This is a genomic window from Cupriavidus sp. FW305-3-2-15-C-LB2 (assembly GCF_058787575.1).
Map to the genome: position 1 here is coordinate 57,531 of NZ_JBYSZW010000029.1, position 18,991 is coordinate 76,521.

At 64.5% G+C, this 18,991-nt stretch carries 20 protein-coding genes; 14 read left to right on the forward strand and 6 right to left on the reverse strand.

Translation table 11 applies throughout. The annotated features are described in order from the left end of the window. Window positions 1–53: 53 nt before the first annotated feature. From AC3WRR_RS20740 to AC3WRR_RS20760, 5 genes are all read right to left on the reverse strand, one after another. Window positions 54–1,370 carry an epoxide hydrolase family protein gene (locus tag AC3WRR_RS20740; protein ID WP_454750663.1) on the reverse strand — a complete coding sequence of 439 codons (1,317 nt, stop codon included), beginning with the start codon at window positions 1,368–1,370 and terminating at the stop codon, window positions 54–56. Window positions 1,371–1,382: 12 nt separating this feature from the next. Further along, window positions 1,383–1,808 carry a cupin domain-containing protein gene (locus AC3WRR_RS20745; protein ID WP_058698630.1) on the reverse strand — a complete coding sequence of 142 codons (426 nt, stop codon included), beginning with the start codon at window positions 1,806–1,808 and terminating at the stop codon, window positions 1,383–1,385. Window positions 1,809–1,944: 136 nt separating this feature from the next. Beyond that, window positions 1,945–2,901 carry an alpha/beta fold hydrolase gene (locus AC3WRR_RS20750; protein WP_010809619.1) on the reverse strand — a complete coding sequence of 319 codons (957 nt, stop codon included), beginning with the start codon at window positions 2,899–2,901 and terminating at the stop codon, window positions 1,945–1,947. A gap of 30 nt (window positions 2,902–2,931) precedes the next feature. Next, window positions 2,932–3,153, reverse strand: coding sequence for a DUF2798 domain-containing protein (locus AC3WRR_RS20755; protein ID WP_010809618.1), 222 nt, complete (start codon window positions 3,151–3,153; stop codon window positions 2,932–2,934). Between the two features lie 55 nt (window positions 3,154–3,208). Next, window positions 3,209–4,006 carry a TetR/AcrR family transcriptional regulator gene (locus AC3WRR_RS20760; RefSeq protein WP_201025225.1) on the reverse strand — a complete coding sequence of 266 codons (798 nt, stop codon included), beginning with the start codon at window positions 4,004–4,006 and terminating at the stop codon, window positions 3,209–3,211. Window positions 4,007–4,183: 177 nt separating this feature from the next. Between AC3WRR_RS20760 and AC3WRR_RS20765 the strand changes: the two genes are divergently transcribed. The 14 genes from AC3WRR_RS20765 to AC3WRR_RS20830 all read left to right on the forward strand — a co-directional run bounded on the left by AC3WRR_RS20765 (window position 4,184) and on the right by AC3WRR_RS20830 (window position 17,939). Further along, window positions 4,184–5,416 (forward strand): MFS transporter, encoded by a 1,233-nt coding sequence (locus AC3WRR_RS20765; RefSeq protein ID WP_011616874.1) that lies wholly within the window; start codon window positions 4,184–4,186, stop codon window positions 5,414–5,416. Between the two features lie 134 nt (window positions 5,417–5,550). After that, window positions 5,551–5,829: a hypothetical protein gene (locus AC3WRR_RS20770; RefSeq protein ID WP_010809615.1), complete on the forward strand. Its 279-nt coding sequence runs from the start codon at window positions 5,551–5,553 to the stop codon at window positions 5,827–5,829. Then, the gene (kdpF, locus tag AC3WRR_RS20775) at window positions 5,829–5,918 is read left to right on the forward strand and encodes a K(+)-transporting ATPase subunit F (protein ID WP_010809614.1); all 90 of its coding nucleotides are present in this window, start codon (window positions 5,829–5,831) and stop codon (window positions 5,916–5,918) included. The genes AC3WRR_RS20770 and kdpF overlap by 1 nt, the downstream gene beginning before the upstream one ends. Continuing rightward, complete coding sequence (kdpA, locus tag AC3WRR_RS20780) at window positions 5,918–7,738, forward strand: potassium-transporting ATPase subunit KdpA (RefSeq protein WP_492297993.1); 1,821 nt, start codon at window positions 5,918–5,920, stop codon at window positions 7,736–7,738. Before kdpF ends, kdpA begins: the two co-directional genes overlap by 1 nt. Window positions 7,739–7,841: 103 nt before the next feature. Then, window positions 7,842–10,067, forward strand: coding sequence for a potassium-transporting ATPase subunit KdpB (gene kdpB, locus AC3WRR_RS20785; protein WP_492297995.1), 2,226 nt, complete (start codon window positions 7,842–7,844; stop codon window positions 10,065–10,067). 25 nt (window positions 10,068–10,092) lie between these two features. Continuing rightward, entirely contained in the window at window positions 10,093–10,716 is a 624-nt protein-coding gene (gene kdpC / locus AC3WRR_RS20790) for a potassium-transporting ATPase subunit KdpC (protein ID WP_011616871.1), read from the forward strand. A 69-nt stretch (window positions 10,717–10,785) separates the two neighbouring features. Then, window positions 10,786–13,632, forward strand: a complete 2,847-nt coding sequence (locus tag AC3WRR_RS20795; RefSeq protein ID WP_492297997.1) for a DUF4118 domain-containing protein — start codon at window positions 10,786–10,788, stop codon at window positions 13,630–13,632. Window positions 13,633–13,659: 27 nt separating this feature from the next. Then, window positions 13,660–14,355 (forward strand): two-component system response regulator KdpE, encoded by a 696-nt coding sequence (gene kdpE, locus AC3WRR_RS20800; protein WP_439672570.1) that lies wholly within the window; start codon window positions 13,660–13,662, stop codon window positions 14,353–14,355. Window positions 14,356–14,487: 132 nt separating this feature from the next. Then, entirely contained in the window at window positions 14,488–15,273 is a 786-nt protein-coding gene (locus AC3WRR_RS20805) for a TorF family putative porin (RefSeq protein WP_011616868.1), read from the forward strand. 142 nt (window positions 15,274–15,415) lie between these two features. Further along, a complete protein-coding gene (locus AC3WRR_RS20810) occupies window positions 15,416–15,772 on the forward strand; it encodes a hypothetical protein (RefSeq protein WP_041688036.1) in 357 nt (118 codons plus the stop codon). Further along, entirely contained in the window at window positions 15,759–16,727 is a 969-nt protein-coding gene (dapA, locus tag AC3WRR_RS20815) for a 4-hydroxy-tetrahydrodipicolinate synthase (protein WP_492297999.1), read from the forward strand. The genes AC3WRR_RS20810 and dapA overlap by 14 nt, the downstream gene beginning before the upstream one ends. A gap of 285 nt (window positions 16,728–17,012) precedes the next feature. Beyond that, window positions 17,013–17,276, forward strand: coding sequence for a hypothetical protein (locus AC3WRR_RS20820; RefSeq protein ID WP_010809605.1), 264 nt, complete (start codon window positions 17,013–17,015; stop codon window positions 17,274–17,276). 68 nt (window positions 17,277–17,344) lie between these two features. Then, a complete protein-coding gene (locus AC3WRR_RS20825) occupies window positions 17,345–17,608 on the forward strand; it encodes a hypothetical protein (RefSeq protein ID WP_439672566.1) in 264 nt (87 codons plus the stop codon). 67 nt (window positions 17,609–17,675) lie between these two features. Then, a complete protein-coding gene (locus AC3WRR_RS20830) occupies window positions 17,676–17,939 on the forward strand; it encodes a hypothetical protein (protein WP_439672565.1) in 264 nt (87 codons plus the stop codon). 174 nt (window positions 17,940–18,113) lie between these two features. Here the strand turns inward: AC3WRR_RS20830 and AC3WRR_RS20835 are convergent, their stop codons facing one another. Then, window positions 18,114–18,989, reverse strand: coding sequence for an ABC transporter permease subunit (locus AC3WRR_RS20835; RefSeq protein WP_010813419.1), 876 nt, complete (start codon window positions 18,987–18,989; stop codon window positions 18,114–18,116). Between the last annotated feature and the right edge of the window lie 2 nt (window positions 18,990–18,991).

Consider the following 18,991-nt stretch of genomic DNA (forward strand, 5'->3'; position numbering starts at 1 on the left):
AGTTGCGCAACGTCCACCGTGGGCCGACACCGTTCCTGCACAGCGTCTTCCGCTCAGCGCAACGATCGGAACGCAGATCGTAGCTCCGCGCTGAACAGCTCCGGTTCTTCCCAAGCCGCGAAGTGACCGCCTTTGGCAACGCGGTTGTAGTAGATCAGGTTTGGATAGGCTCGTGCCAACCACTGCCTCGGTGGCCGGTAGACCTCGCCAGGGAAGACGGTCACTGCCACTGGAACGGTGATGGGGGAATTCCTTGCCGGGGCGGCACTGGTTTCCCAGTAGATCCGTCCGCTCGACCCGCCTGTATTTGTGAGCCAGTAGAGCGAGATGTTGTCAAGGATCGCGTCACGGTCCAGTGACCGCTCAGGATCGCCACGCGTGAATACCCAGTCGGCCTGCTTGTCATAGATCCACGCTGCCAGCCCCACTGGCGAATCGGCCAGGCCAAAGCCGATGGTCTGCGGCCGCGTTTGCATGATGGCCGCGTAACCGAATCCCTTGTTGAGGAAATCCCTCGCCTCGTCGAACACCTGCTTTTCTTCGGTGGTCAGGTTTGCCGGCGCAGGCTCCCCGCTTTTCAGCGCCATGGCTATTGCCGGTGGCAACGTCGTGGCGCGCTCGATGCGGTTGACGTGGATGCCAAGCAGTCCTTCAGGCGCCAGACGGCCAAGTGCGTCGGAGATGATGGCGCCCCAGTCGCCTCCCTGCGAAACGTAGCGCGCATATCCGAGCCGCTTCATCAGCACGTCCCAGGTGCGTGCGATGCGATCCGGATTCCAGCCAGTGTCTGCGGGCTTCTGTGAAAAGCCGAAGCCGGGAATCGACGGAATCACCAGATGAAACGCGTCGTTCGCAGTGCCGCCGTGCGCGGTGGGGTCCGTCAGCGGGCCAATGACATTAAGCAACTCGAAGACCGACCCTGGCCAGCCGTGGGTCATGATGAGCGGCATCGCGTTTGCATGGCGCGAGCGGACATGGATGAAATGAATGTCCAGGCCGTCGATGTTCGTCACAAACTGCGGCCAGGCATTAAGTTTTGCCTCGGCCTTGCGCCAGTCATAGCCCGTTGCCCAGTAGCGCATGAGCGGCTGAAATCTTTCAAGCTGTACGCCCTGGGACCGATCGCCGACTGTTTCCGGATCGGGCCAGCGCGTAGCGGCAAGGCGGCGGCGCAGATCGACCAGGGCCGCTTGCGGGACGTGCGCACGGAATGGGCGGATCGCATCTGATGCCACGGGAAGCCCGGATTTTTCCTGCGCAGCGGTAGTCAGGGGCGGGTAAAGCATGGAGAGCGCTACCGTCGCCACGCCGCCCAATAGTAAAGTTCGGCGCGACGGGTCGGGAGCCTGGTTGGACCATTCCGTGTTCATTGCAAGCCTCCCTTATTCTGCGGTGGCCGATCCAGGTTGCCTGGCGGGCACCGCCAGAGGCACACCCTTCCTGACGATGTAAGTTGCCAGTTCAGACGCCTTGCCGCTGCCGACATTCCGCGCCGAATGGGCACTCCCGGCCGGAATGAACAGCGCGTCACCGGCCTTCAGCGTGACAGGCGGCTTGTCGTCGAGCTGGTATTCCAGCGTCCCTTGCAGGACATAGGCGATTTCTTCCCCGGGGTGCGAATGTTTCGGTGCGAATGCGCCGGGATCAAAGTCGACGCGTACCTGTACGCCCTCACGACCGGGCACGCTGAGTTCGCGCTGGACCAGATCGGTGCGGTGGACTCCCGGAGTTTGCGCTTGAGCCGTTGGCAGAAGCAAACCATTGCCGGCGATAAGCAGGGACACGGCGAAGATTCGGGTCATTTTCATGGGCAGGTTTCCTTGTCGTGCTTGACGACGGATGGGAATATTGGGAAGGTCGTGGGCGAGGGGCGCTCATGTGTCGTGCGGGATCCCGTCGTCCTCAGACGAGGTCGGCTGCCCGGGCCCCGCTCGCAATGCGGGCTTACCGGAATGAAGCGCGAATCTCTGCCACGGTTTGCTGGGGGTCCTGCAGGTGCGGGTAGTGCCCAACCCCGTGAAGCAGGGTGAACGCTGCATGGGCCTTTTCGGCGAACTCGATGCCCATGTCCTTATTGATGTAGATGTCTTTCTCACCCCAGACTACCTTCACGGGCGTCTTGAGCCGGCCCAGGTTCGCCTCGAAATACTCCTGGTCCCGCGTGAAGTGCAAGTAGTAGTGATAGAAGGCGTCCGCTGACGTCATCTCCCCATGGCTCCATCCGCGTGACATGTCGTCCTTGAGTTCGCCGGATATGTCGAACTGCGCTTCCCTGGCCAAGCCGCGCCTGTAGGCATTCTGGAGAACATCCTCGCGATTCTTGTTCAACTGAACACGAGCCAGCTCGGCCGAAGGTTGCGACTTCAGGCTCTGCAGGCTTTCGTACATGTAACGAGGTCTGTTGAACGGGGCGAAGTCGCCCACGATGATCGTCCTGGCAATGTCCGGCTCCTCGATAGCCAGGAGAAGGGCAGGCAAGGCTCCGATATCCGTTGCGTAGATCGTGAGCTTTGACGTGTCGATGCCCGCCTTGCGGATGTACTCCTTCAGAACCCGGGCATAGTCTCTGGGCGCATAGGAGAACTTGTCGGCCGTTGGTCGTGATGAGAGGCCGTAGCCAGGCCAATCGATGGCGTGTACTTCGTAGTCATCGCCGAGAGCCAGGGCAATGTCCTTCCAGGCGTACAGGGTCTCCGGGAATCCATGCAGGAAGAGAACGGTCCCTTTCGGACTGGGGTTGTGCACCACCATCGTCCTGAGCGAGATGTCCGAGTCGAGTTTGATGAATCCGATCTCGGCTTTCTGTACCGGCTTGTTGGCGTGGTGGGCGCATCCCGACGCAATCAAAGCGCCGAGGACGAGAACGGAGGCAAGCAGCCGTGGCAGGAATGACCTGGACATGTCAGTGGTCCTCGATGCGGGCCTGCCGGCTCAGTGAATCAGGCGATCGACCTGCGTTTGCAAACGCGGACCGACCAGGAGGATGGCGGGAATGACGATCACATATCCGATGCCCCAGGAACGCAGCCACGTCAGGGCAAATCCTTCCGAGAATCCGAGATTGAGAGTAAGGAGGACAAAGGAAATGATCCCTGTCGTCACGACTCCCATCGACAGGGCGAATGCGACTTTCCGTTTCAGCTGCACGCTCATGGTTGCTTCCTTTGGCAGATAAAATACCAATTGGTATATTTTTGGTCGAAAAAAATCACTTCAGATCGACGATGGTTTTTTCTACCGCCGACATCACGGCCTTGCTGTAGCCAGCGTTGCCTGTGAGGCGAGAGATCATGATGGCGCCCTCGATCAATGCAATCAGCGTGACGGCAGTCTGCTCGGCATCGACGTCTTTGCGGAACTCCTGCGAAGCAATCCCTGCCTTGATGACTTTGACAAGATGCGTCTTCCAGCCCCGGAAAGCTTCCATGGCTTTCTCGCGCAGGGCCGGGTGCGTGTCGTCGGCTTCAATCGCTGTGTTGAGCAGCGGGCATCCCCCCACGGGGAATTCCTCAGGCAGGCTTTCATACACGCCTGTCAATGCGAGCAGCTGCTCCTTGCTGGTTTCTCTCGTGGCCATTACGGCCCGGACTGCCGCCTGCGCCTGCTTCCAGTTGTGATCGAAAGCAGCCAGGGCCACTTCCTCCTTGTTGGCAAAGTTGCCGTAGACGCTGCCCTTCGTCAGCCCGGTGGCCTCCGTCATATCGGCCAGGGACGTACCGGCATAGCCTTTGACGTTGAAGATCGGGGCTGTCTTCTCGACGATGAACTGGCGGGTTCGCTGAGCTTTATTCATGGAAGCCAGAATATACCAATTGGTATTTTTGTCAAGGGCATCGATGAATCCGCTCGGAGTGATCCCCCCTGCCCCCGCCATCAGCCTGATGAATGCGTTCAATCGCCTGGCGATCAGCTTCCTCCGCGCGCCGGAAGCTGCGCTCGCGCTCAAGGACTGATTGGAACGCCATACCAAGGCGGCGCGCGGCGCAGATGCGGCCGATGCCACCATCTGCGGGGCCCTCTAACATGGCGCCATGCCAGCCTTTGCCGTGTCGCCCAAGCCGGTGCCTTCGAGTCCGGCGCATACTGTGTTCTTGTACGGCGGGATCGCCACGGGCTTTCACTGACGGCATGAGACCACCGGAACACGGATGCCATTGCGATGCGCACACCTGAAGACCCGGCCATGATTGTCAGCAGAGGCTGGCTAGCGCGCCTGGTCCTGCCCGCAGGCATTCATCCCGGCGCCTTGCCGCTTCTCGTTGGCCGCGCGCTGCGCGGCTTCTGTGACGGCTTTATCGCCGTGCTGTTGCCGGCGTACCTGCTGGCTCTGGGCTTCGCGCAGCTGGCAGTGGGGCTGGTCAGCAGCGCAACCCTGATCGGCTCGGCGCTGGCGACGGTCCTGGTGGGCATCATCGGCCACCGCTATCCGCAGCGCAGGCTGCTGATGTCGGCGGCCGCGTTGATGGCCGCCACCGGCATAGGCTTCGCCGGACTGTCCTCCCTCTGGCCGCTATTGCTGGTCGCATTCGTCGGCACGCTCAACCCCAGTTCCGGCGACGTCAGCGTCTTCCTGCCGCTTGAGCATGCCGGTCTTGCCGATTCAGCCTGCGCCGATGCCCGCACTGCCCTGTTCGCCCGCTACAGCCTGACCGGGGCCCTCTGCGCCGCCATTGGTGCGCTGGCGGCGGCGCTGCCGGACTGGCTCGCGGCGCAACTTGGGGTTCCTGTCCTCAGCGCGCTGCGCGCCATGTTCATGGTCTATGCCCTGACCGGTGCCGCACTCTGGTTCCTCTATGCCCGCATGCCGGAGCCGCCACCGCACCTGGCAACGGCGAGAGTCCCGCTGGGACCGTCTCGCCGGATCGTTACCCGCCTTGCCCTGCTCTTCAGCGTCGACGCATTTGCCGGCGGCCTGGTGGTGAATTCCCTGCTGGCGCTATGGTTGATGCAGCGCTTCGGCCTTTCCATTGGTGCCGCCGGGCAGTTCTTCTTCTGGGCCGGGCTGCTTAGCGCCGGCTCCCAGCTCGTGGCCGCACCGCTGGCTCGCAGGTTCGGTTTGCTGAACACGATGGTGTTCACCCATATCCCATCCAGCCTCTGCCTGATCGCGGCCGCGTTCTCCCCCTCCCTGCCGGCGACGCTGGCGCTGCTGCTCGTACGCAGCGCGCTGTCGCAGATGGATGTGCCGACCCGGACCGCCTATGTCATGGCCGTGGTGACGCCGCCCGAGCGGCCGGCGGCGGCAAGCCTGACTGCCGTGCCCAGGAGCCTGGCTGCCGCATTCGGCCCGACCCTGGCGGGCGCGCTGCTGGCGATGGGCTGGGTCGGGACGCCGCTGGTTGCCTGCGGCGTGCTCAAGATCGCCTACGACCTCGCACTCCTTGGTGCATTCCGGCGGGTCAAGCCCCTCGATTAACGCGCCGGGCCGTCGCGTAAAGATCCGAAAGAGAAGCGTCGCGCCGACGCAGCATCTCCGCCAACAGCGGCAGCCTTACCACCACGCATCACGATCGCCAGCGGCCAAGAAAGTGCACCTTGGCTCCCGCGCGCATGCTGATCGCCCGAATCTTTATACGTTCTTTATACGCACCGGCCATCTTTCTACCCTGTTTTTACGACCCCGTCGCTAATCTGCAAGCCGAAACCATTCAAGGGTGCTTTGTTATGGACGGGATCTATTTGATCGTATTGATTGGCTTCGCCGTGCTGAGCGCAGCCCTGCTGGGGCTTTGCGCCGTGCTTGCGCCGAAATCTCCGGCAGGCAGCGGCCACGGCGGCGCGCATGACCAGATGGCGGCAAAGAACAGCGCGTCGGACAGGAGGCTGTGATGAGCTGGACCGATCTGTTGAGCGGCGTGCTGGCCATTGCCATTTTTGTTTACCTCCTCATTGCGTTGTTCCGGCCGGAGAAATTCTGATGTCCTCCCAATTCGTGGGCCTGCTGGTCCTCTATCTCGCCATCCTGCTGGCGTGCGCCCCTTTTCTCGGACGCTATATCCGGCGTGCGGTGGAGGATGGCAACTATTCGCTGACCGCCTGGGGCCGGCCGCTGGAACGGCTGCTGTATCGCCTGGGCGGCGTGCGTGCCGATGCCGGGATGGGGTGGACGCAGTACGCCGTCGCGGTGCTGGCATTCAACCTGCTTGGCGTGGTGGCAGTCTATGCGCTGCAGCGCCTGCAAGGCATGCTGCCGCTCAATCCGCAGGGCATTGGCGCGGTTTCGCCGGACTCGGCCTTCAACACGGCGATCAGCTTTGTCGCCAACACCAACTGGCAAGGCTATGGCGGCGAGTCGACCATGGGCTATCTGACGCAGATGCTCGCGCTCACCGTGCAGAACTTCCTGTCCGCGGCGACCGGCATCGCCGTGGTGTTCGCGCTGATGCGCGGATTCGCGCGCCAGAGCGCCGCCACCATCGGCAATTTCTGGGTCGACATGACGCGGGTCACGTTCTACGTGCTGGCGCCGATCGCGACCGTGATCGCACTGGCACTGGTAAGCCAGGGCGTGATCCAGAACTTCGACGCCTACAAGGAAGCCAGCCTGGTCACGCCGGTGGAGTACAGCCAGCCTAAGCTCGATGCGGCCGGGCAACCGGTGCTCGATGCACAAGGCAAGCCGGTGACGGAAGACCTGAAGACCGACAGGCAGACGCTGGCGATGGGCCCGGTTGCCTCGCAAGAGGCCATCAAGATGCTGGGCACCAACGGTGGCGGCTTCTTCAATGCCAACTCGGCGCATCCGTTCGAGAACCCGAATGGCCTGGCCAACCTTCTCGAGATGCTGGCGATCTTCCTGATCCCGGCGGCGCTGTGCTTCACCTTTGGCGAAATGGTGGGAGACAGGCGACAGGGTGTGGCGGTGCTGGCTTCCATGACGGTCATCTTTGTCGCGATGGCCTGCGTGGCGGCGATGTCCGAGCAGATGGCGACCCCGGCGCTGGCCGGATTGCCGGTGGATCACGCCGCGTCGCTGCTGCAGGCCGGCGGCAATATGGAAGGCAAGGAAACGCGCTTCGGCATCGCCGCTTCGGCACTGTTCGCCACCATCACGACCGCGGCGTCGTGCGGCGCGGTCAATGCCATGCATGACTCCTTCACCGCCATCGGTGGCCTGGTGCCGATGCTGCTGATGCAGCTGGGCGAGGTCGTGTTCGGCGGCGTCGGCTCGGGGCTGTACGGCATGCTGGTCTACGCCGTGCTCGCGGTGTTCATCGCCGGACTGATGATCGGGCGCACGCCGGAGTACCTCGGCAAGAAGATCGAAGTCTACGAGATGAAGATGACGGCCGTGGCGATCCTGGTCACGCCACTGCTGGTGCTGCTCGGCACGTCGGTGGCGGTGATGACCGAGGCCGGACGCGCCGGTGTGTTCAATCCCGGCACGCACGGCTTCTCCGAGATCCTGTACGCGCTCTCGTCGGCGGCCAACAACAATGGCAGCGCCTTTGCGGGCTTGTCCGCCAACACCCCGTTCTACAACACGCTGCTGGCGGCAGCCATGTGGTTCGGCCGGTTCTGGATCATCATCCCGGTGCTTGCGCTGGCGGGCTCGCTGGCAGCCAAGAAGCGCGTGCCCGTGAGCGGCGGCACGATGCCGACGCACGGCCCGCTGTTCGTCGTCCTGCTGGTGGGCACCGTGCTGCTGGTCGGTGCGCTGACCTATGTCCCGGCGCTGGCGCTGGGGCCAGTCGCCGAGCAACTCCAGGGCGCGGTGACGGCAACCGCGGCGAAGTAAAGCGACGACTGACGACGAAATATCGAGCATTCCTACACGTCCGGACCCTGCCCTGCCTCACCGATGCAGGTGCCGGATGGCTCTAGCGGATTGCGGAGAAACCATGCAACAAAATTCGATGGCCCCGGTGGCCAAGCGCGGCGCCAACACGGCTGAAGCGTCTTCCTCCAACACGATTCAGGCAAAGAGCGCGCCGGTGTCCGACCGCCAACACGGCTCCCACCATCATCGCCCGCCGGCGCGCAGCATGTTCGCGCCGGAGCTGGTGAAGCCCGCGCTGGTCGCGGCCTTCGGGAAGTTGTCGCCGCGCGACCAGCTGCGCAACCCGGTGATGTTCGTGGCCTACGTGGGCAGCATCCTGACGACGATCCTTTTCCTGAAGGCCATGGCCGCGCCGGCGGCAGCCCCCGGTGGGGAATCCGCGGGCTTCATCCTGGCGGTGTCGGTGTGGCTGTGGTTCACGGTGCTGTTCGCTAACTTTGCCGAGGCACTTGCCGAAGGCCGAAGCAAGCAGCAGGCGGAAGCGCTGCGCGGCCTGAAGACCACCGTCACCGCACGTGTGCTGAAGGACGGCAAGCGTGGCAGTGCCACCGAAGCGCGCCCCGCCACGGCGCTGCGCCGTGGCGACGTGGTGCTGGTACAGGCCGGCGAGATGATCCCCGGCGACGGCGAAGTGATCGACGGCGTGGCCTCGGTCGACGAAAGCGCCATCACCGGCGAATCGGCGCCGGTGATCCGCGAGTCGGGCGGCGACTTCTCGTCGGTGACCGGCGGTACACGCGTGCTGTCCGACTGGATCGTGGCGCGCATCACGACCAACCCGGGCGAGAGCTTCATCGACCGCATGATCACGATGGTTGAAGGCGCCAAGCGGCAGAAGACGCCGAACGAACTGGCCCTGACGATCCTGCTGGTCGGGCTGACCATTGTGCTGCTGCTGGCCACGGCCACGCTGCAGCCGTTCTCGCTCTACAGCGTGCTGGTGGCAAAGGCAGGCGTTCCGGTGACGATCACGGTGCTGGTGGCCCTGCTGGTCTGCCTGATTCCCACCACCATCGGCGGGCTGCTGTCAGCCATTGGCGTGGCGGGCATGAGCCGGATGATGGAAGCCAACGTGATTGCCACCTCGGGCCGTGCGGTCGAAGCCGCTGGTGACGTGGACGTGCTGCTGCTCGACAAGACCGGCACCATTACCCATGGCAACCGCCAGGCATCGCGCTTCATCCCGGCCCCGGGCGTGTCGCCGCTGCAGCTCGCGGAAGCGGCGTGGCTGTCGTCGCTGGCCGACGAGACCCCGGAAGGCCGCAGCATCATCACGCTGGCACGCCAGCTGCCGGGGCTGGCGGCGCCGGTGATGGCAAGCCTGAAGCCGGAGTTCGTGCCGTTCAGCGCCCAGACCCGCATGAGCGGGGTTGACCTGAGCGATGGCGGCGGCGAGCGTCACGTGCGCAAGGGTGCGGCCGATGCCGTGCGCCGCTACGTCACGGAACGTGCCGGCAAGTTCCCCGATGCTGTCCTGCAAGCCGTCGATGAGGTTGCCCGCGCCGGCAGCACGCCGCTGGTGGTAGCCGACGCCAACGGCGGTTCGGTACGCGTGCTTGGCGTGATCGAGCTGAAAGACATCGTCAAGACCGGCATTCGCGAGCGCTTCGGCGAACTGCGCAAGATGGGCATCAAGACCGTGATGATCACCGGCGACAACCGGCTGACGGCGGCTTCGATTGCGGCGGAAGCCGGCGTTGACGACTTCCTGGCCGAAGCCACGCCGGAAGCCAAGCTCAAGCTGATCCGCCAGTACCAGGCCGACGGGCGGCTGGTCGCGATGACCGGCGACGGCACCAACGACGCGCCGGCACTGGCCCAGGCCGACGTAGCCGTAGCGATGAACAGCGGCACGCAGGCGGCCAAGGAAGCCGGCAACATGGTGGACCTCGACAGCAACCCGACCAAGCTGATCGAGATCGTCGAGATCGGCAAGCAGATGCTGATGACGCGCGGCTCGCTGACGACCTTCAGCGTGGCCAACGACATCGCCAAGTACTTCGCGATCATCCCGGCGGCGTTTGCCACCACCTATCCGCAGCTCAACCTGCTCAATGTGATGGGGCTCGCCACGCCGGCGTCGGCCATCATGTCGGCGGTGATCTTCAACGCGCTCATCATCGTCGTGCTGATCCCGCTTGCGCTCAAGGGCGTGGTCTACCGGCCGCTGGGCGCCGCGGTGCTGCTGCGCCGCAACCTGCTGGTCTACGGCCTGGGCGGCATCCTGGTGCCGTTTGCCGGCATCAAGCTGATCGACATGATCCTGGCCCTGTTTGGCTGGGTCTGATTTTCTGCCACGATTCGGAGCGCTCATGAATACGCAAGTGCAGTCCCCGCAGCCGTCGCCGGCACCCGTGCAAGGTGGCTTGCTGCGGCCAATGTTGGTGGTGTTCGTTGGTCTTTCGCTGGTGACCGGCCTGCTCTATCCCGGCGCGATCACGGCAATCTCCAAGGCCGTGTTCCCGCATCAGGCAGCCGGCTCGCTGATCGAGAAGGATGGCAGGACAGTTGGCTCGGAACTGATCGGCCAGCCGTTCTCCGACCCGAAGTACTTCTGGGGCCGGCTGTCGGCCACGGCGCCGATGCCGTATAACGCCGCGGCTTCGGCGGGATCCAACCTGGGCCCCACCAATCCGGCGCTGACCGATGCCGCGCGCGCGCGCGTCGTCGCCCTGCACGCCGCGGATCCGGACAACCAGGCCCCCGTTCCGGTGGACCTGGTCACTGCCTCCGGCAGCGGGCTCGACCCGCACATCAGCCCTGCGGCCGCTGAGTACCAGGCGGCGCGCATCGCCCGCGCCAGGGGGATTCCGATCGAACAGGTGAAGCAATTGATTGCGGCAAATACCGAAACGCCGCTACTGTCGGTCCTGGGCGGTCCGGGAGTCAATGTCCTGAAGCTGAACCTTGGCTTGGATGCCATTGCACGGAAATAGCCCAGTGCCGGGACGCGGATGCGAAGCAGAACCGGTTTGCCAATGCCAGCATAGAGGGTGAGCCGACCGATGCCTGATGCCGAATTGCGCGAAGCCGGCTCGCGCCCCGACCCCGATGCCCTGCTCCAGATGGTGCAGGAAGAAGGCGCTCGCGCTTCGCGCGGCAAGCTCAGGGTCTACTTTGGCGCTTCCGCCGGGGTCGGCAAGACCTTCGCCATGCTCACCGCGGCGCGGACGGCGTCTGCACGGGGCACCGATGCTGTCATTGGCATCGTGGAGACCCACGGCCGCGCCGAGACCGAAGCGCTGATCGCCGGTATCGAGCGCTTGCCAATGAAGGACGTGCCGTACCGCGAGCGGGTTCTGCAGGAGTTCGACCTGGACGCGGCGCTGGTCCGGCGACCGGCCCTGGTCCTGGTTGACGAACTGGCCCATTCCAACGCACCGGGCAGTCGCCATCCGAAGCGGTGGCAGGATATCCAGGAATTGCAGGCTGCCGGGATCGACGTCTGGACCACGGTCAATGTGCAGCATCTGGACAGCCTGAACGAGGCGGTGGGCGGCATCACCGGCATCCGCGTCTGGGAGACCGTGCCGGACGTTGTGTTCGACAGCGCCGACGAAGTCGTGCTGGTGGACCTGCCGGCCGACGAGCTGCTGCGCCGGCTGAAGGAAGGCAAGGTCTATCTGCCGGAGCAGGCGCGACACGCGGCGCGCAACTTTTTCCGGAAAGGCAATCTGATCGCCCTGCGCGAGCTGGCGCTGCGCCGGACCGCCGACCGGGTGGACTCCGATGTCCGAGCATGGCGTCAGTCCGAAGCCGTTCAAGGCGTGTGGCGGACCCGGGAGGCGGTGCTGGCTTGCATCGGTAGTGGTGACGATGCCGAGCAGGTCGTCCGGAGTGCGCGCCGGCTTGCCGGCCAGCTCGATTGCGACTGGCATGTGGTGACCATCGCCACCCCCAGGCTGGCACCCCCGTCCGATTTCGCAAAGACTCGCCTGCAGACGGCCATGCGTCTCGCAGAGGAGTTGGGCGCACGCACCGAGACCCTGGCGGGCAACGACATGGTCCAGGCAATCGTGGGGTACGTGCGCCGCCACAACCTGACCAAGGTGGTCATCGGCCGGGCGCCGGCAGACTGGCGCCGGGGCGGCGCCTCCGTTGCGGAGCGGGCCCGCTCCCTTCTCGGCCTGGCCTTGACGCCATTTGTGAACGCCCCGGCCTGGCTGTTCGGCCGCCGCAGTTTTGCCGATGCGCTGGCGATCGGGTGTCCGGAGATCGACATCATCCGCGTTGCGGCGGACACGACGCGAGTGGATCTTCGCCCGCGCCATGGCACTGAAGAGCCAGACGCCCCTGCGCCAGGCGACGGCGCCACGCGCAGAGACTATCTGTGGGCAGTGGTATGGTGCGCCGGTGCCACGGCACTGTCGGCCCTCGCGTTTCCATGGTTCGACGTCGTCAACATTGCCATGCTGTTTCTGGCGGCAGTGGTCGGCGTCGCGCTTCGTCATGGCCGCGGACCGGCGGCGCTGGCTTCGGTATTGGCCGTGGCCGCCTTCGACTTCTTCTTCGTACCGCCGCGGCTGTCGTTCGCCGTCAGCGACGTACAGTATCTGCTGACGTTCCTCGTGCTGCTATCCGTGGGGCTGGTCATCGGGCAACTGACGGCCGGTTTGCGCGAACAGGCGCAGGTGGCGGTGCAGCGCGAGAACGATGCCCGCACGCTGTATGAACTGGCCCGCGAACTCTCCGCGGCGCTGATGCCGGACCAGATTGTTTCGATCGCCAGCCGTTTCCTGCGCGCAGCCTTCGATGCCAATTCAGCCTTCTTCCTGGTTTCCCCGGAAGGCCGCCTGCTGCCGCCCGTGTCTGATGTCGAGCAGCATGACACCGGGACGAGAACCGACTCGATCGACCGTGTCCTGGCGGAGTGGGTATTCGATCACGGCCAGCCCGCAGGCACCGGCACGCACACATTGCCAGGCAGCACCGTGCTGTATCTGCCATTGAAGGCGCCGATGCAGACCCGTGGCGTGCTGGCGGTCGAGCCCGCGGTGTCACACGCCTTTGCGCAACCCGCGCTGCGGCGCCAGGTCGATGTCTTCTGCACGCTGATCGCGATCGCCATCGAGCGCTTGCATTACGTCGAAGTGGCGCAGCTGGCCTTGCTGTCGATGGAGTCTGAGCGCCTGCGCAGCTCATTGCTGGCCGCTGTCTCCCATGACCTGCGCACCCCGCTGACCAGCCTGATCGGCATGGCGGAAACCATGCAGCGCAGCGATCCCGGGCTGGCGCCGTCACTGGCCGAGACCGTGGCCGCCATGCTGGAACAGGCCAGGCGCATGCGGACCATGGTGGTGAATCTGCTGGACATGGCGAAGCTGCAGGGCCGGGAAGTCCGGATGAGCAAGGAGTGGCAATCGGTGGAGGAGCTCGTTGGCGCCAGCCTGGCTGCCATGCGCGAGGCGCTCGAGCACCACCGCGTGGTTGTCGTCGACTTGTCCCGGGTACCCCTGGTCGAATGCGACGCCGTGCTGATCGAGCGCGTGCTGTGCAACCTGCTGGAGAATGCCGCCAAATACACGCCCGCCGGCACGGAAATCCGGCTCTCGGCCGCGCCGGTCGACGACGAGATCAGGATTGCGGTAGAGGATGATGGCCCCGGCGTGCCCAAGGGCAAGGAACGGCAGATCTTCGAGAAATTCACGCGCGGTGAGCGCGAATCCGCGACCGCGGGTGTCGGCCTGGGTCTCGCCGTATGCGAGGCAATCGTGCAAGCCCATGGCGGGCGCATCTGGGTGGAACCCGCGCAACGCCCGGACCGGCCCGGCGGCCAGGCGGGCGCGCGCTTCTTGGTAGCGTTGCCGCGTGGAAATCCGCCGGCGGTGGAGCCGGAGCAGACTGATGCCTAGGGTCTCACGCAAGAAGAGAGGAAGTTGATGCCATTTGATTTTTCCCCGACAGTCCTGCTGGTTGAGGATGAGCCGCATATCCGGCGCTTTGTCCGCTCGACCCTGGAGTCCGAAGGTTGCACGGTGCACGAGGCAGAATCGCTCAAGCGCGGACTGATTGAGGCAGGCACCCGGCAACCTGACCTCGTCGTTCTCGACCTGGGCTTGCCGGACGGAGACGGGGTGCAATTGATCAGCGAGATGCGCACGTGGACTGACGTACCGGTCCTGGTCCTGTCGGCACGTAGCGGAGAAGCCGACAAGATCGGTGCGCTGGATGCCGGCGCGGATGACTACCTGACCAAGCCCTTTGGCGTCGGTGAACTGGTCGCGCGCCTGCGCGTGCTGCTGCGCCGGCATGCCAGGGCCAACGCTCACGGTTCCCACCAGATCCTGTTCGGCGACGTGCAGGTTGACCTGGCCAGCCGCGTCGTCACCCGTTCGGGACAGGCCGTGCACCTGACGCCGATCGAGTATCGGCTGCTTGCGGTTCTGATCGCCCACCGCGGCAAGGTGATGACGCACCGGGAGATGCTGCGGGAGGTGTGGGGACCCTCCCAGGCCGAAAGCAGCCAGTACCTGCGCGTCTATATGGGACATCTGCGGCACAAGCTCGAAGCGGACCCGGCGCGGCCCGCCCACTTGCTGACGGAAATCGGGCTGGGCTACCGGTTTGCCGGGTAGCGCCGAAATCCAGGCGCATTGATTGGATTTGTACGCGGGCACCGCGGCTTTTGATACCGTTTTTACGCGTCAGGCCATATCGTGGCGAGGCTCCCTGCAACGGGGATTTTTTCAACTCTCGCCACAACAACAATGACTGACCTGCGCCAAACCGCGGCCACGCTGCTCGCATGTTCCGCATCTTCCATCTTCCTCGCTGCCATGCCGGCCATGGCGCAATCCCAGCCAGACGCCGCGCCGTCCCCGCATACGTTCACGGCCAACGTGTCGCTGGTCTCGGACTACCGCTATCGCGGCATCAGCCAGACCAACCTGCGCCCGGCCATCCAGGGTGGCTTTGACTACGCCCACGAAAGCGGCTTCTATCTGGGCAACTGGAACTCCGGCATCAGCTGGCTCGAGGATGCCAACCCGGCGGTCTCGGCCGCGGTCGAGATGGATTTCTACGGCGGCTTCAAGAACACCTTCAAGGTCGCCGGCACCGAGTTCAACTATGACCTGGGCGTGCTCGAGTACTACTACCCGGGCGGCTACAACAACCCGCGCCCGTACACCACCGAGCTGTACGCCGGCATCGGCTGGGGCCCGGTCATGCTCAAGTACTCGCACTCGGTCACCAACCTGTTTGGCTGGGCCGACAGCAAGAACAGCTACTACGTCGACCTGAGCGCCAATGTCCCGCTGAATTTCTGGGACCTGACACTGAACGCGCACGTCGGCTACCAGGGCGTCAAGCACAACAGCGACGCCTCGTACACCGACTGGAAGATCGGCCTGACCAAGGACCTGGGCAAGGGCTTCGCGCTGGCGATTGCCTATGTCGATACCAACGCCAAGGAAGTGGCCTACACCAGTGCCAACCGGGGCCGCTACCTCGGCAAGGCTGCGGCCTGGGCGTCGCTGACGAAGACGTTCTGAGCGCGAGCGCCTTGCCAGCGTCGCTGATTTTGATGCGGATTTAACGCCAAGGCCCAACATCCTTGCATCAAATTTAGACGGCGCTGGCTAGCATAAAGCCATGTCCAACACGCGACCCGCTACCGCGCCGGTCCATCCAATCATGCGACAGTCAAGCCTGGCCGTTGATACCGTTCCCCGACGTACCGCCCTGCGCAGCAGCAAGGCCACCATGCCCGTGCTGCGCGCGGTCTCCCAGCCCGCACCGGCCTGGATCCGCATGCATCTTGCGGTGGCATCCACCGAGGTGTTCGGCCTGCGGCAGACCATGCACCGGGTGCTCGGTGAACTGGCCCGCGTCTATGTGGTGAACGTGGACTACCGGCACGGCGAAACCACGCTGCACGTGGAGATCGCACGCGCGGACCGCGACGCGGCCATGCACGCCATCATGACGGCCTTTCCGGCGGCGGAGTTCGGCGTCACGACAGCCCTGGGAGACAACCATGTGGCGCACTGAGGAAGAGAGCTTTTCCGGCGCCGCCGTGCATGCCTGCACCGGTATCGCAGCGGCTTCCCGCCAGACGCCATGGGGCATCTGGGTGCCCATGGTCACGCCGATGCGTGCCGGCTCGCTGGACCTGCCGGGCGCCGCCAGGCTGGCTGAGAGTTACCTCGAGGCAGGCGTGAACGGCCTGATCATCTTGGGCACGACCGGAGAGGGAAGCCTGCTTTCCACCCACGAGCGGCAAGTCTTCACGGCGGCAGTGCTCGAGGCCGTCCACGGCGAGCTGCCGGTGATGGCTGGCGTCGGAGCGGTCGATACCCGCACGGTGTGCGCGCAAGTTGCCGAACTGGACGGCTTTGATCTTGCCGGCTACCTGGTGCCGCCGCCCTACTACCTGCGGCCATCCGATGAGGGCATCGTGTGGCATTTCAATGAGGTGGCGCGCGCAACCGAACGCCCCCTGATGCTGTACAACGTGCCGAAGCGAACCGGCTGTGCGATGTCGCCAGCGCTCATCCGATCGCTGCTTGCGCAACCGCAGATCTCGGCGGTCAAGGAGTGTGACGCCGGCAATCTCCGCGCACTTGCCAACGATCCGCACGTCACCGTGCTGTGTGGCGAAGATGCTGCCTTGCTGGATCACCTGCTTGCAGGTGGCGCCGGCGTGATCGCCGCGTCCTCGCATATTCGTCCGGACCTGTTCGTGCGCCTGCTGCAGCTGGCGCAGACGGGCCGCTTGCGCGCGGCCCACGGCTTGTTCGCGAAGCTCGCGCCGTTGATCTCGCTCATGTTCGCGGAGCCGAATCCGGCACCAGTGAAAGCTGCGCTGGCGCTATCCGGCGTGATTTCGCCGGAAACCCGACAGCCGTTGCAGCCAGCAAGTTCCGCGTTGGTCCAGAGGCTGGAAGAGGCCATGGCCCTTCTTCCTCCGCTTTCCGTGGCGCGGGATGAGCATCTGGCGGCATAAAAGGCTAGCCATCCTTGCCTTTCGGCCTCTCCGGCGGCATCGCATCGCGGGCGGCGCCTGATATGTATTTGTCTGGCCAACAGTGCCATGAAATGAGTTGGCCCGCACCCAACACAATGTCTGCCTGACGGGGATCGGAAAGTGCCAGCATTCCCTGAAAAACCTTTGTTTTTCAGGATGTTATGGATTTTATTGCAGCACCGTCCCGGGCCTGGCACGGCCCATGCTCTATACCCTTCGAGCGCAACAACGTGCTCCCCCAACCGAACCCCAAGGAGACTTACCATGCAATCGACCCTCATGATCAAGGATCTGCCGCTCGACCAGGAACTCGACGGCAAGACCATGTCCGCTGTGCGCGGCGGCCACGCCGTCTCTGTTGTTGGCGGCAACTATCAGAACGTCGTTGGCGGCGGCGGCTTTGCCAGCCCGACCATCGGCTTGCAGGTCGGCGCGACCGTGAACACGATCGACGCCAGCTCGCACCTCAGCCTGAAGATCCCCACCATGCAGAACTTCGGCAACGGCACCCAGGTGGCCACGCTGTAACAACGCTGCATGCGGGAGTCCCGCCGAGGCGGGACTCCCCTTCAACCGAATCCCCAAGGAGACTTACCATGCAATCGACCCTCATGATCAAGGACCTGCCGCTCGACCAGGATCTCGACGGCAAGACCATGTCCGCTGTGCGCGGCGGCAGCGCCTACTCTGTTGTCGGCGGCAACTATCAGAACGTCGTCGGCGGCGGCGGCTTTGCCAGCCCGACCATCGGCTTGCAGGTCGGGCCGACCGTGAACACGATCGACGCCAGCTCGCACCTCAGCCTGAAGATCCCCACCATGCAGAACTTCGGCAACGGCATCCAGGTGGCCTCGCTGTAACAACGCTGCATGCGGGAGGCCCGCCGAGGCGGGACTCCCCTTCAACCGCCCCCCAAGGAGACTTACCATGCAATCGACCCTCATGATCAAGGATCTGCCGCTCGACCAGGAACTGGACGGCAAGACCATGTCCGCTGTGCGCGGCGGCAGCGCCTTCTCTGTTGTCGGCGGCAACGCCCAGAACGTCGTCGGCGGCGGTGGCTTTGCCAGCCCGACCATCGGCTTGCAGGTCGGGCCGACCGTGAACACCATCGACGCCAGCTCGCACCTCAGCCTGAAGATCCCCACCATGCAGAACTTCGGCAACGGCGTCCAGGTGGCCGCGCTGTAACGGGATCGAGATGCGTCGCCCCCGCTTCAACGGGTGGCGACGCACCTTGGAGTCCGCAGCGGAAGATACCGCCTGCGCTATCTTCCACTGCCTTCTCTGACCAAGTCTGAACGGGTCATCGTGGTCCTTGGGGAGGGTGCCCCGGGATGATGATCCCGGAGCTACGCCATCACCTCACATCCGTCCCTTCCAGGGCACCAGGACCTTCGCCAGCTTGCGCATCAGCAGGTCGAACACGTAGGCGATCAGCCCGATCAGCACGATGCCCATGATCACCACGTCGGTACGCAGGAAGTTGGAGGCATTGAGCACCATCTGGCCAAGGCCGGCGGTGGCGGCCACCATTTCAGCGGCAACCAGGGTGGTCCAGCCGAAGCCGATGGCGATGCGCATCCCGGTCAGGATATCGGGCAGCGCGGCGGGGATCACCACATGGCGGACCACCTGCCACGGCGTGGCGCCCATCGAGTACGCCGCGTTGATCTGCTCGATGGTGACCGAGCGCACGCCGGCCTGGGCCGACATGGCCAGCGGCGCGAAGCAGGCCAGGAAGATCAGCAGCACCTTCGAGGTCTCGTCGATGCCGAACCAGATCACGATCAGCGGCAGGTACGCCAGCGGCGGCAAGGGGCGGTAGAACTCGATCGGCGGATCGAACACGCCGCGTGCGATGCGCGACACCCCCATCATCACGCCGACCGGCACCGCCGTGACCACCGCCAGCCCGAAGGCGCCGAACACGCGCATCATGCTGGCCGCGAAATGCTCGGTCAGCGGCTGGCCGCCTTGCAGGTTGCCCTGCCAGGCATCGATAAAGGCGGTGACGATGGACTCAGGCGTGGGCAGGAACAGCGGCGGCAGCCAGCGCAGGTGGCTGGCGAGCCACCACAGTGCGAGCAGCAGCACCACGGTGATGGTGGAGATGCGTGAGCTTGACCCCTCGCCGGGCAGGCGGTAGCCCGAGACGGTCTTCATTTGCTGGCTGGCCCCGGCCGCGGCGGCTTTGGTGACGCGCGGCGTGGGTTCGATGCGTTGGACGGAAGCGGGCATCT

Bases quoted from the DNA above. Each gene is read 5' to 3' on its own strand.
- AC3WRR_RS20740 (WP_454750663.1), bottom strand. From the start codon at position 1,370: ATGAACACGGAATGGTCCAACCAGGCTCCCGACCCGTCGCGCCGAACT.
- AC3WRR_RS20745 (WP_058698630.1), bottom strand. From the start codon at position 1,808: ATGAAAATGACCCGAATCTTCGCCGTGTCCCTGCTTATCGCCGGCAAT.
- AC3WRR_RS20750 (WP_010809619.1), bottom strand. From the start codon at position 2,901: ATGTCCAGGTCATTCCTGCCACGGCTGCTTGCCTCCGTTCTCGTCCTC.
- AC3WRR_RS20755 (WP_010809618.1), bottom strand. From the start codon at position 3,153: ATGAGCGTGCAGCTGAAACGGAAAGTCGCATTCGCCCTGTCGATGGGA.
- AC3WRR_RS20760 (WP_201025225.1), bottom strand. From the start codon at position 4,006: ATGGTGGCATCGGCCGCATCTGCGCCGCGCGCCGCCTTGGTATGGCGT.
- AC3WRR_RS20765 (WP_011616874.1), top strand. From the start codon at position 4,184: ATGATTGTCAGCAGAGGCTGGCTAGCGCGCCTGGTCCTGCCCGCAGGC.
- AC3WRR_RS20770 (WP_010809615.1), top strand. From the start codon at position 5,551: ATGCTGATCGCCCGAATCTTTATACGTTCTTTATACGCACCGGCCATC.
- kdpF (WP_010809614.1), top strand. From the start codon at position 5,829: ATGAGCTGGACCGATCTGTTGAGCGGCGTGCTGGCCATTGCCATTTTT.
- kdpA (WP_492297993.1), top strand. From the start codon at position 5,918: ATGTCCTCCCAATTCGTGGGCCTGCTGGTCCTCTATCTCGCCATCCTG.
- kdpB (WP_492297995.1), top strand. From the start codon at position 7,842: ATGCAACAAAATTCGATGGCCCCGGTGGCCAAGCGCGGCGCCAACACG.
- kdpC (WP_011616871.1), top strand. From the start codon at position 10,093: ATGAATACGCAAGTGCAGTCCCCGCAGCCGTCGCCGGCACCCGTGCAA.
- AC3WRR_RS20795 (WP_492297997.1), top strand. From the start codon at position 10,786: ATGCCTGATGCCGAATTGCGCGAAGCCGGCTCGCGCCCCGACCCCGAT.
- kdpE (WP_439672570.1), top strand. From the start codon at position 13,660: ATGCCATTTGATTTTTCCCCGACAGTCCTGCTGGTTGAGGATGAGCCG.
- AC3WRR_RS20805 (WP_011616868.1), top strand. From the start codon at position 14,488: ATGACTGACCTGCGCCAAACCGCGGCCACGCTGCTCGCATGTTCCGCA.
- AC3WRR_RS20810 (WP_041688036.1), top strand. From the start codon at position 15,416: ATGCGACAGTCAAGCCTGGCCGTTGATACCGTTCCCCGACGTACCGCC.
- dapA (WP_492297999.1), top strand. From the start codon at position 15,759: ATGTGGCGCACTGAGGAAGAGAGCTTTTCCGGCGCCGCCGTGCATGCC.
- AC3WRR_RS20820 (WP_010809605.1), top strand. From the start codon at position 17,013: ATGCAATCGACCCTCATGATCAAGGATCTGCCGCTCGACCAGGAACTC.
- AC3WRR_RS20825 (WP_439672566.1), top strand. From the start codon at position 17,345: ATGCAATCGACCCTCATGATCAAGGACCTGCCGCTCGACCAGGATCTC.
- AC3WRR_RS20830 (WP_439672565.1), top strand. From the start codon at position 17,676: ATGCAATCGACCCTCATGATCAAGGATCTGCCGCTCGACCAGGAACTG.
- AC3WRR_RS20835 (WP_010813419.1), bottom strand. From the start codon at position 18,989: ATGCCCGCTTCCGTCCAACGCATCGAACCCACGCCGCGCGTCACCAAA.